Raw genomic sequence first — 11,723 nt, forward strand, 5'->3', positions numbered from 1 at the left:
GTGCGCGAGACGGCGCCCGAGCACTCTTACTCATTATGGCTGTCATTTCTCTTTCATCGGCGCAACTTGCGTTCGGTCACGTCGCGCTGCTCGATCACGCGGAATTTTCACTGGAAACCTCGGAGCGGGTCGGCTTGATCGGCCGCAACGGCACGGGTAAATCGTCGCTGTTGAAGGTTATTTCGGGCAAGTTCAAGCTCGATGACGGCTTGTTGGTAATGCAACAAGGCATCAAGATCGCGTATGTGGAGCAGGAACCGCAATTCGACCCGGAAATGTCCGTGTTCGACGCCGTCGCGTCCGGCATGGGCGAATCGCAGGCGTGGCTGAAGGAATACGATGCGTTGACGGGCCAGTTTGGCCAGGGCAATGACGACGAACTGATGGAACGCATGCACGACATCCAGGTCAAACTCGATGCGGCCGATGCGTGGAGCTTGCCGAACAAGGTGGAAACCGTGCTCGACCGTCTGAACCTGACGGGCGACATGGCCATGAAAACCCTGTCCGGCGGGATGCAGAAGCGCGTGGCGCTGGCGCGCGCGCTGGTGTCGGCGCCCGACGTGCTGCTGCTCGATGAGCCCACCAACCATCTGGACTTCAGCTCCATCCTGTGGCTGGAAGGCTTGTTGCGCGACTTCAAGGGCAGCGTGCTGTTCATTACCCATGACCGCTCCTTCCTCGACAACGTTGCCACGCGCATCATCGAGCTCGACCGCGGCCGTTTGCTGTCGTATCCGGGCAACTTCACGGCGTATCAAGTGCGCAAGGCGGAGCAGCTGGAAATCGAAGAAGTGGAAAACGCCAAGTTCGACAAGTTCCTGGCGCAGGAAGAAGTGTGGATACGCAAGGGCGTCAAGGCCCGCCGCGTGCGCGACGAAGGCCGCGTGCGCCGCCTGGAAGCGCTGCGCCTGACGCGCAATGCGCGCCGCGAACAGCAGGGACAAGTCAAGCTGGACGTCTCGGCCGGCGAACGCTCGGGCAAGATCGTGGCGGACCTGGAAAACGTCTCCAAGATTTACGGCGACAAGGTCATTGTCAAGGATTTCAGCGCCACCATCTTGCGCGGCGACAAGGTCGGCCTGATCGGCGCCAACGGCGCCGGCAAGACCACCCTGCTGAAGATGATCCTCGGCGAAGAGCAGTCGGACACGGGCACCATCCGCCTGGGTACCAAGCTGCAAGTGGCGTATTTCGACCAGATGCGCACGCAGCTGAACGAAGAGGCGAACCTGATGGAAACCATCGCGCCGGGCAGCGACTGGGTCGAGATCAACGGCCAGCGCCGCCACGTGATGACGTACCTGAACGACTTCCTGTTCGCGCCGGAACGCGCCCGTTCGCCCGTCAAGTCGCTGTCCGGTGGCGAGCGCAACCGTTTGCTGCTGGCGCGTCTGTTCGCCAAGCCGGCCAACGTGCTGGTGCTCGATGAACCGACCAATGACCTGGATATCGATACCCTGGAATTGCTGGAAGAGTTGCTGGAAGAATACACAGGCACCGTCTTCCTCGTCAGCCATGACCGCACCTTCCTCGACAATGTGGTCACGCAGGTGATCGTCGCCGAAGGCGAGGGCAAGTGGCGCGAATTCGTCGGCGGCTACACGGACTGGGAGCGCGTGCGCACCTTGCCGATCGCCACGGCGCCAGCCAGCAAGCCGGCCGTGAAGGTCGAGGCTGCCGCGCCGGCCGCCAAGCAGAAAAAGCTCAGCTACAAGGAACAGCGCGAGCTGGAAGAGTTGCCGAAACTGATCGCCAAGCTGGAAGACGAGCAATCGGTGCTGGCCGCCGAACTGTCGCATCCGGACTTCTACAAGAAGACGCCAGCCGAAGGCAAGCGCCTGAATGCGCGCGTGGCCGAGATCGAAGGCGAACTGCTGGAAGCGCTGGAAAAGTGGGAGCAGATCGAGGCGCGCGCGAATAGCTGATGCTTTTTTGCATACCCTGTTGTAATTAAGTCAGGATTATTTGCCACGGCAACGGTTCTGCTTGATATAATTATATAATTATATTTATTACATCGGAGGATGCATGTTTGTCATGAAAAACATGCGCTCCGGACCACCGCGTCCGGCGCGCAGCTCCTCCTCCGATGCGTGGCAGCATGTTTGACCGCGCCGCCTTGCCCCGGGTAGCGCCATTCCTGGCCTATCTCTCCTTCATTGCCATTGCCGACATGCTCGGCCGCCTGGGCGTTGCCGCGCAGGACTTGCGCTGGCTGTATGTCGTCAAGATCGGCGTCGTGCTGGGCTTGTTGTTGTACTGGCGCCGCAGTTACACGGAATTGCGGTGGACGCCGTTGGGCGCGCGTGCCATTCTCGGGGCGCTGGCAGGCGGTGTTGTTGTTTTTTTGCTGTGGATCAATCTCGACGCCAGCTGGATGAGCATCGGCAAGCCGGACGGTTTTGATCCCCGCACCGATGGCCGCATCGAGTGGAGCCTGGTAGTGCTGCGCATCGCCGGCGCGGCGCTGGTGGTGCCCGTGATGGAAGAGCTGTTCTGGCGCTCCTTTCTGCTGCGCTGGATCGACAAGCCGGACTTTTTGCGGGCCGATCCGCGCCTGGCCAGCGTCAAGGCCTTCGCCATCAGCGTGTTGCTGTTTGGCTTTGAGCATAATTTATGGCTGGCCGGCATGGTGGCCGGTGCGGTCTATAGTTTGTTGTACATGCGTAGCCAGTCCCTGTGGTCGCCCATCCTCGCGCACGGCGTGACGAACGGCGTGCTGGGCCTCTGGATTATTTCTGGTGGGCACTGGATTTACTGGTAGTATTGCCTATCAACTGTGTGATCTTTCAAAGACAAAATCCATGTTGAATTCCTTGCGTAAAAAAGCCGTTGCCGCCGCCTTCATGGCCGGCCCACGTTTGCCGGTTGCGCTGTTACTCTTGGGCACCCTGGCCAGCGGCGCCGCTGTGGCCGATATCAGCGACACCATCAAGCCTTTCGTTGCCACGTCCTATTCGTACGACGACAACCTGATGCGCCTGCCGGACGATGTGCGGGGTTTTTCCGGCCCCCGTTCGGATACGTCGAGGATGCTGCAGGCGGGCTTCCTGTTCAACCGTCCCATCGGCCGCCAGATACTGACGGGCCAGGCCAAGTGGTCGAAGGTGAGCTTCAACCGCTTCAGCCAGTTCGACTACGATGGCAAGGATTACCTGGCCGACCTGGAATGGCACATCGCCAACCACCTGGAAGGCCATGTGGGCGCCAGTTATTCGCAGACCCTGACGCCGTTCAGCGACTTCCAGAGCTCGGTGCGCAATCTGCGCACGCAGCGCCGCGAGTACGTGAATGGCGCGTGGCGCTTCCACCCCAGCTGGCGCGTGCGCGGCGGCCTGTCGCGCGACCGCTACTCGTATGACCTGCCGTCGCAGGCGTTTTCCAACTGGGTGGAAGACGCGACGGAATTTGGCGTCGACTACCTGGCGCGCAGCAACAGCCGCGTCGGCGTGCAGCTGCGCCACCTGAATGGCAAGTATCCGAACCGCGGCGCGTTCGACGCCAGTGTGTACGGCAACGGCTATAGCCAGGACGAGGTCAAGGCCAATGTTCTCTGGGATTTCAGCGATATCACGCAGATGGAATTCCTCGGTGGCTGGGTGCGCCACCGCAACAACTTGCTGTCCGGGCGCGATACCAGCGGCACGAATGGCCGGCTGAGCGTGTACTGGAAGCCGTTGGGCAAGGTCAATTTCACCGGCATCGTCTGGCGCGAATTCGGTTCCGTCGACAATTCGCTGGTGACGAGCAGCCTGAACACGGGCGCCAGCCTGGGCGCGACCTGGACGGCCACGTCGAAGGTGCGCGTGGATGCGCAGCTGCGCCAGGAACGGCGCGATTTCGAGGCCGTCAGCGGCCTGGTGCTGCCCGGCGACGGGCGCGACACCACGCGCACGGCCTCGCTCGGCGCGACGTATGCGCCGCACCGGAAAATCCAGCTTGGCGTGCGCGTGTTCCACGAGCGGCGCGAAGGCGTCGCCATCATCGATAACGGCAGCTACCGGGCCAAGGGCATTTCCTTCAATGGCAGCGTACAGTTTTAAAGATCAACATGACTGTCAATGATATACCCCTGATTTCGTTTTTCCAGCGCGTTCTCGACCCGATCATCATCATGGGCTTGCTGTACCTGATGACGGTGTTGTCGGGTTCGACCTTCACCGGCTATACGCTGGTGCTGATGATACTGGCCGTCTTCATTTCATCGACGGTATACCAGCATGTCGACCCCTACCGTACCTGGCGCAGCGGCCGCATGCTGGCGTATGCGCGCGATATCCTCGTCGGCTGGACCATCGTCGCGCTGATCCTCACCTTCCTGGGCTCGGCCACGGGCCTGGCCTATCATTTCGATACCGAAGTGGTGCTGGCCTGGTTTGTCCTCACGCCCTTCGTGCTGCTGGCCGGGCACCTGGCCGGGCGCAGGTTCAGCCTGCGCCCGGACGGCGACAGCGAAGTGCGCTCGGTGGTCATCATCGGCGCCAACGACGCCAGCCTGAAGTTTGCCGCCACCATCGAGCGCAATGCCAACCTGTTCATGCACGTGCACGGCTTTTTCGATGACCGCACGGACGACCGCTGGCCGGAAAAGATGCGCGAACCCATGCTGGGGCGCATGGATGATATCGCCTCCTATGTGCGCGAACACAACATCAAGATGATCTTCATCAGCCAGCCGATTTCGGCCCAGCCGCGCATCCGCAAGATGCTCGACGAGCTCGAAGATACGACGGCTTCCGTGTATTTCCTGCCGGATATTTATATCTTCGACCTGATGCAGGCGCGTTTCGACAACGTGGGCGGCATGCCCGTCATCGCCATCCGGGAATCGCCGTTCACGGGCTTTAACAGCATGGTCAAGCGGGGCAGCGATATCGTGCTGGGGCTGATGATCCAGATCCTGCTGCTGCCGGTGATGCTGGTCATCGCCATCGCCGTCAAGACCACTTCGAAAGGCCCCGTGATTTTCCGCCAGCGCCGCTATGGCCTGTATGGCGAGGAAATCGTCGTCTACAAGTTCCGCTCCATGACGGTGGGCGAAGATGGCGACACGGTGGTGCAGGCCACCAAGAACGACCAGCGCGTGACGCGCGTCGGCGCCTTCCTGCGCCGCAGCTCGCTCGACGAGCTGCCGCAATTCCTCAACGTCCTGCAGGGCCGCATGAGCATCGTCGGACCGCGCCCCCATGCCGTCGTGCACAACGAGCAGTACCGCAAGCTGATCAAGGGCTACATGCTGCGCCACAAGGTCAAGCCCGGCATTACGGGCTGGGCCCAGGTCAACGGTTTGCGGGGCGAGACGGAAACGCTCGACAAGATGGAGGCGCGCATCCATTTCGACCTCGATTACCTGCGCAACTGGTCGCTGTGGCTGGATCTGTGGATTATCGCGCGCACGGTCAAAGTGGTGCTGGCGCGCGAGAACGCCCATTGAGCGTCAGTATGCTGCCAGCAGGAAAAAATAGCGTTTGAATATACTTTGCACGGAGTCAATACGCGTTAAAATGGAGCATCTATAGAGCACCAGCGCATTACGCGACCACTCCGCGCTCACCTTGCCACGAGTCGTGCCGGCCATGCGCCATTACTTTCCTCTTGGAAAGGGTTCACGATGTGAGCAGTATCCGGCCTTGCCCCTGCCGGACGTGCGTCACCCTGACGGGAAGCCGTCCGGGACGGCACGCGCCAACTATCGATTTTAAAGTCGGTCTGAACCACGCAATACATAATTTTTTGCAATCAAGTAGACTGTGGAAATAGTTGTTTTTATATCTCATTAGTAGATTTTTAAGCAAATATTTTGCTTGTCGTCATGCATTATGTGTATTATGTTTACAATATTGTTAATTATTTGACGAATAACTATTTTTCGGGGCATCCGTGCAGTGCAGCCTGGCCATGGCCCGTTATACTGCGCCGGATTTTCCACCCCCGTCATACCTGTCATCCGAAGGAGCACGCTTGAATCATTTTATTCACTCCCGCCCCGCGCCACGTTTGTTGTGCGCCGCCCTGGTCCTGCTGGCCGCTGCTGGCCTGTCCGCTTGCGGCAACAAGGAAAAAAAGGCTGGCCAGGCGCTGGCCAGCGTGAACGGCGAAGAAATCACCGTCTTGCAGTTGAATGAAGAGTTGCAGCGCGCCGGCGTGCAGGCGCCGCAGCAGGCCGCGGCCAGCAAGCAGTTGCTCGAGTCGCTGATCGACCGTCAGTTGCTGCAGAACGAAGCGGCCAAGGAAAAGGTCGACCGCGATCCGAAAGTCATGCAGGCCATCGAGCGCGCCAAGGCGCTGATCGTTGCCCAGGCATACATGCAAAAGCGCATCGGCGCGGCCACCCGCCCGAGCAAGGCCGAAGTGGAAGAGTACTTCGCGAAAAACCCGCTGTTCTTCAGCCAGCGCAAGCAATTCGATCTGCGCGAACTGGTCATCCCGACGGCGGCGCTGAACGATGAGCTCAAAGCCGTCATGGACCGCGCCAAGTCGCTGGAAGACGTGGCGCAATGGCTCGAGGAGCACAAGATCGCGTTCGGCCGCACCCAGGTGTCGCGCACCAGCGCCGACCTGGCGCCCGAACTGAGCAGCAAACTGCAATCGATGCCGAAGGGCCAGCTGTTCATCGTGCGCGAAGGCGAGCGCAGCCTGCTCATCGCGCTGGCCGATATCAAGGACAGCCCGGTGGGCCTGGACGCGGCGGCGCCGCAAATCGAGCAATTCCTGGCCAACAAGAAGAACAAGGATGCGGCCGAAGCGGAACTGAAGCGTCTGCGCGCCAGCGCCAAGATCGAGTATTTCAACAAGGATGCAGCGGCTGCGGCCTCGGCTACGGCCAGCGCACCTGCGGCAGCGGCGCCGGCGAACAGCGCGCATGAAGCCAACGAGCGCGGCGTGGCGGGCTTGAAATAAGTGACTTATCGACAAGTAGTTAAACATCAGCAATCTACCAACGGGAATCTGTAATCATGAAACGACTCGCAAACTGGATGATGGCGGCCTTTCTGGCCCTCGCCGCAGGCATGGCCGGTGCAGCCGATGTCCCCCTTGGGGCTGGTGATGTGCTGAAAATCTCCGTCTACGGCAACCCGGATCTGGGCCTGGAGACGCGCGTGAGCGAAGCGGGGGAAATCACCTTCCCGCTGGTGGGCGCGGTGGCCGTCGGCGGCCTGTCGACGTCGGCAGCGGAAAAGAAACTGGGCGGCTTGCTCGAGAGCGGCGGCTTCCTGCGCAAGGCGCAAGTCAACATCATCGTCACCAGCCTGCAAAGCCAGCAGGCGTCCGTGCTGGGCCAGGTCAACCGTCCGGGCCGCTACCCGGTGGAAGGCAAGCGCAGCGTGATGGACATGCTGGCCATGGCCGGCGGCGTCAGTCCTGACGGCGCCGACCAGATCACCGTGATCCGCAAGCGCGGCGGCACTGCCACGCGCGACGTGGCCGACATTCTCGACATCGTGCGCAACGGCGACCTGAAGGGCGACATGGAAGTGGGCGGCAACGACATCATCTACGTGGAACGCGCGCCGCGCTTCTACATCTACGGCGAAGTCCAGCGTCCGGGCGCCTTCCGCCTGGAACGCAACATGACCGTGCTGCAAGCCCTGTCCGTGGGTGGCGGCCTGACCTTGCGCGGCACCGAACGGGGCGTGCGCGTCAAGCGCCGCAATGCGGAAGGCCAGATGGAAGTGTTGTCGGTCAAGCATGACGACCTGCTGCGCGTCGACGATGTCGTGTATGTCCAGGAAAGCCTGTTCTAAGAGCAACTGGCTCCCTATCTTTTTGTATTGAAAGTTTCCAAATGAACCTCACCCAACTATTGCTGATCCTTCGGGCGCGCAAGAAGATTGTGCTGCTGACCTTGATGATCACCGTGGCGCTGGCGCTGGGCGTCAGCCTGGTGCTGCCGAAGACCTACAAGGCCACCAGCACCCTGCTGCTGAACTACAAGGGCGTCGATCCCCTGACGGGCATGACCATGCCGGGGCAGTTGCTGCCTGGCTACATGGCGACCCAGGTCGATATTATCGGCAGCAAGAACGTGGCCTTGCGCGTCGTCGACCAGCTGGAACTGGCGCGCAGCCCCGCCGTGATCGCCCAGTTCAATGACGCGGCGCAAGGCAAGGGCACGGTGCGCGACTGGCTGGCCGACTTGCTGCTGAAGAAACTCGAAGTGATGCCGTCGCGCGAAAGCAGCGTGGTCGATGTCAGCTTCAAGGGCGCCGACCCGCAATTCGTCGCGGCCGTGTCGAACGCCTTTGCGGAACAGTATCAAAAGGTCAGCATCCAGCTGAAGGTCGACCCGATGCGCAAGGCGACGACGTACTTCGATGACCAGACCAAATTGCTGCGTGACAACGTCGAGCGCGCGCAAAGCCGCCTGTCGAAATACCAGCAGGACAATGGCATCGTCAGCGTCGACAACCGCCTCGATGTGGAATCGAACCGCTTGAACGACCTGTCGGCGCAACTGGTGCTGGCGCAGGGCCAGGCCATGGAAGCCAATTCGCGCCAGCGCATGGCGCAGGGCGGCAACCTGTCCGAATCGCCGGACGTCGCGTCGAATCCGCTGATCCAGAGCCTGAAGCTGGGCCTGGGTAATGCCGAGGGCAAACTGGCCGAACTGGGCCAGCGCCTGGACCGCAATCACCCGCAATACCAAAGCGCCAAGGCGGAAGTGGACAAGCTGCGCCGCGACCTGGCCGAGCAGACGCGCGCCACCTCGCAAAGCGTGGGCAACAATGCGCAGATCCTGCAGCAGCGCGAAGGCGCGATCCGCGCCGCACTGGCGGCGCAAAAGGCCAAGGTGCTGGAATTGAACCGGACGCGCGATGAAATGGGCGTGCTGAGCAAGGATGTGGAAAGCGCCCAGCGCGCCTTCGACGTGACTTCGCAGCGCCTGTCGCAGACGCGCATCGAAGGCCAGGCGGAGCAGTCCGATATCGCCATGCTCAATCCGGCCACGGCGCCGATCGAGCCGGACAGCCCGAAGATTCTCCGCAACGTGCTGCTGTCGATCTTCCTCGGCCTCATGCTGGGCTGCGGCATCGCGCTGCTGGCCGAATTGCTGGACCGCCGTATCCGTTCCGACCAGGACCTGAGCGAAGTGCTGCAGATTCCCGTGTTCGGCGTGGTCGACTGGAAACCTAAACAGCGTCGCATGCGCGGCATGCTGCCGCGCCGTTTGCGCCTGAACTGAGATGGAACCTATCATGACTTCAAGTCCACACCTCCTCAATACCACTGCGCCGCTGGCGCGCGGCACCGATTCCAGCATTGGCGGCCTGTTGCTCGAATCGGGCAAGATCACGCCGGAAAACGCCGAACGCGTGCTGCGCATGCAAAAGGAACTGGGCATCCGCTTCGGTGAAGCGGCCCTGCGCCTGGGCCTGATCACGGAAGCCGATATCGAGCAAGTGCTGGCGCGCCAGTTCGACTATCCCTACCTGCAGCCGGGCGCCGGCAAGTATCCGCAGGAACTGGTGGCCGCCTACCAGCCTTTCAGCCACCAGGTGGAAACCCTGCGCGCCGTGCGCAGCCAGCTGATGCTGCGCTGGTTCGCCCGCGGCAGCAAATCGCTGGTGGTGCTGGGCATGGAGCCGGGCGACGGCGCCAGCCTGTTCGCGGCCAACCTGGCCGTGGTGTTTTCCCAGCTGGGCGAGCACACCTTGCTGGTCGACGCCAACCTGCGCGCGCCGCGCCAGCAGGAAATCTTCGACCTGAAGACACGCCAGGGCCTGTCCGACGTGCTGGCCGGCCGCGCCGAACTCGATATCATCGCCAAGGTGGAATCGTTTGTCGCGCTGTCGGTGTTGTCCGCCGGCACCTTGCCGCCGAATCCGCAGGAATTGCTCAGCCGCACCTCCTTCGTCACGCTCAACAAGCAGCTGGAAAGCCGCTACGACGTGGTGCTGTACGACGTGCCGGCGTATGCCACCGGTTCCGATGCGCTGGCCGTGGCGGCGCGTGCGGGCGGCGTGCTGCTGGTGGCGCGCAAGAACAAGACGCCGATGGCGGAAGTGGCGGCCATGGCCGAGCAAATGACGCATAGCGGCGCCCAGGTGGTCGGTTCCGTGATGGTCGACTTTTGATGGCTGCGCCAGGCCACGCCATGCCGCCGGCGCAGGCCGGCCGCTCCGCCGTGCCGGACTGGCTGCCGCTGGCGCTGGGTTTCCTGGCCATGCTCGCGCCCAGCCTGGTCGGCCTGTTCCGCGGCATCTGGTCCACCGAAGAGCAGGCGCACGGTCCCATCATCCTGGCCCTGTCGCTGTGGTTGATCTACCGCAAATGGCCCGAGATGCTGGCGCAGAGCGCCGGCGCCCGTCCGGCCCGCGCCGGCTGGCCGCTGCTGGCCGTTTCGCTGCTGCTGTATGTGCTGGGCCGTTCGCAGCATATCCTGTCGCTGGAAATCCTCGCCCTGATCGGCACCGGCCTGTCCCTGCTGCTGCTCAAGCGCGGCTGGATTGCCGCGCGTATTCTGTGGTTTCCCTTCTTTTTCATGCTGTTCATGGTGCCGCTGCCGCTGCCGCTGGTGACGACCCTGACCATGCCGATGAAAATGGCGGTTTCGTATGTGACCGAACACCTGCTTTTCCTGGCCGGCTATCCGATCGCCCGCAATGGCGTGATCCTGCAGATCGGCCAGTACCAGCTGCTGGTGGCCGACGCCTGCGCCGGCTTGCAGACCCTGCTGACGCTTGAAGCGCTGGGCCTGTTCTACCTGAACCTGGTGCGGCATACTTCGCCGTTCCGCAACATCGTGCTGGCCCTGTTGATCGTGCCGATTTCCTTTACCGCCAATGTCATCCGCGTGATGGTGCTGACCCTGATCACGTATTACTTCGGCGACGCGGCCGGGCAGGGCTTCCTGCACGGCTTCGCCGGCATGGTGCTGTTCATTTCCGCGCTGCTGCTGATCCTCAGTGTCGACAGCTTGCTGCAGTGGATCGTGCGCAAGCGCCAGGCGGGCCGCGCGCCAACCGTGGGAGCGTCGACATGAACGCTGCATTGCGCATGAATATGCTGCTGGGCGCCTTGCTGCTGGGCGCAGCCGTCCTCAGCCACGGCGTGGCGCCGGGCGTGAAGATGGCCGACCAGCGCCCGAGTTTTTCGCTGGAAGCGGCGATACCGCAAGCGTTCGGCGACTGGCGCGTAGACAGTTCCATCGTGCCGCTGCAGGTGGATCCGGAAACCCAGGAGCGCCTGAACAAGATCTACAACCAGACTTTGTCGCGCACCTACATCAATGGGCACGGCGAACGGGTGATGCTGTCGATCGCGTACGGCGGCGACCAGAGCGACAACATGGGCGTGCACAAGCCGGAAGTGTGCTACGCGGCGCAGGGTTTCCAGGTAGAGCGCGACGAATACGGCGAGCTGGCCTCGGCCTACGGCAGCCTGCCCGTGAAGCGCTTGCTGGCCGTGAATGGCAACCGCAGCGAGCCCATCACGTACTGGATCACCATCGGCGACAAGATCAGCAAGGTGGGCATGCAGCAGCGCCTGGAGCAATTGCGCTATGGCTTGACGGGCACCGTGGCCGACGCCATGCTGTTCCGCGTGTCGAGCATCGATACGGACTTGCCGCGCGCCTACCGCTTGCAGGCCGATTTCGTCAACGGCTTGCTGGCCAGCATGCCGGCGGCGCAGCGCAGCCGCCTGATCGGCGCGCCGCCCGGATGAGGCATGGCTGGAACGATGACAAAGCGCCTGCGGGCGCGGCACGGCGTGGCGGA

At 62.1% G+C, this 11,723-nt stretch carries 10 protein-coding genes; all 10 read left to right on the forward strand.

Going from position 1 to position 11,723, the window contains the following annotated elements:
- The first annotated feature begins 35 nt into the window (after positions 1–35).
- The 10 genes from O3299_RS27265 to epsI all read left to right on the forward strand — a co-directional run bounded on the left by O3299_RS27265 (position 36) and on the right by epsI (position 11,670).
- Positions 36–1,928, forward strand: coding sequence for an ATP-binding cassette domain-containing protein (locus O3299_RS27265; RefSeq protein WP_077400945.1), 1,893 nt, complete (start codon positions 36–38; stop codon positions 1,926–1,928).
- Positions 1,929–2,104: 176 nt separating this feature from the next.
- Positions 2,105–2,767 (forward strand): CAAX prenyl protease-related protein, encoded by a 663-nt coding sequence (locus O3299_RS27270; protein WP_305056775.1) that lies wholly within the window; start codon positions 2,105–2,107, stop codon positions 2,765–2,767.
- A gap of 40 nt (positions 2,768–2,807) precedes the next feature.
- Entirely contained in the window at positions 2,808–4,046 is a 1,239-nt protein-coding gene (gene epsL, locus O3299_RS27275) for an XrtB/PEP-CTERM-associated polysaccharide biosynthesis outer membrane protein EpsL (protein WP_305063629.1), read from the forward strand.
- A gap of 8 nt (positions 4,047–4,054) precedes the next feature.
- Positions 4,055–5,437 (forward strand): undecaprenyl-phosphate glucose phosphotransferase, encoded by a 1,383-nt coding sequence (locus O3299_RS27280; protein ID WP_305063630.1) that lies wholly within the window; start codon positions 4,055–4,057, stop codon positions 5,435–5,437.
- A 527-nt stretch (positions 5,438–5,964) separates the two neighbouring features.
- Positions 5,965–6,903: an EpsD family peptidyl-prolyl cis-trans isomerase gene (locus O3299_RS27285; protein ID WP_257218705.1), complete on the forward strand. Its 939-nt coding sequence runs from the start codon at positions 5,965–5,967 to the stop codon at positions 6,901–6,903.
- Positions 6,904–6,959: 56 nt separating this feature from the next.
- On the forward strand, positions 6,960–7,748 hold the full coding sequence (gene epsE, locus O3299_RS27290; RefSeq protein WP_077400957.1) for a polysaccharide export protein EpsE: 789 nt from the start codon (positions 6,960–6,962) through the stop codon (positions 7,746–7,748).
- Between the two features lie 41 nt (positions 7,749–7,789).
- Positions 7,790–9,187 carry a chain length determinant protein EpsF gene (epsF, locus tag O3299_RS27295; RefSeq protein ID WP_077400960.1) on the forward strand — a complete coding sequence of 466 codons (1,398 nt, stop codon included), beginning with the start codon at positions 7,790–7,792 and terminating at the stop codon, positions 9,185–9,187.
- A 13-nt stretch (positions 9,188–9,200) separates the two neighbouring features.
- Positions 9,201–10,079 carry a chain length determinant protein tyrosine kinase EpsG gene (gene epsG / locus O3299_RS27300; protein ID WP_077409017.1) on the forward strand — a complete coding sequence of 293 codons (879 nt, stop codon included), beginning with the start codon at positions 9,201–9,203 and terminating at the stop codon, positions 10,077–10,079.
- A complete protein-coding gene (xrtB, locus tag O3299_RS27305; protein WP_251350013.1) occupies positions 10,079–10,987 on the forward strand; it encodes an exosortase B in 909 nt (302 codons plus the stop codon). The genes epsG and xrtB overlap by 1 nt, the downstream gene beginning before the upstream one ends.
- Positions 10,984–11,670: an exosortase-associated protein EpsI, B-type gene (gene epsI, locus O3299_RS27310; RefSeq protein ID WP_077400965.1), complete on the forward strand. Its 687-nt coding sequence runs from the start codon at positions 10,984–10,986 to the stop codon at positions 11,668–11,670. The genes xrtB and epsI overlap by 4 nt, the downstream gene beginning before the upstream one ends.
- The last annotated feature ends 53 nt before the right edge of the window (positions 11,671–11,723 follow it).

Origin of the sequence: Janthinobacterium sp. SUN176, assembly GCF_030587335.1 — a bacterium.
GTDB classification, from domain to species: domain Bacteria; phylum Pseudomonadota; class Gammaproteobacteria; order Burkholderiales; family Burkholderiaceae_D; genus Janthinobacterium; species Janthinobacterium kumbetense.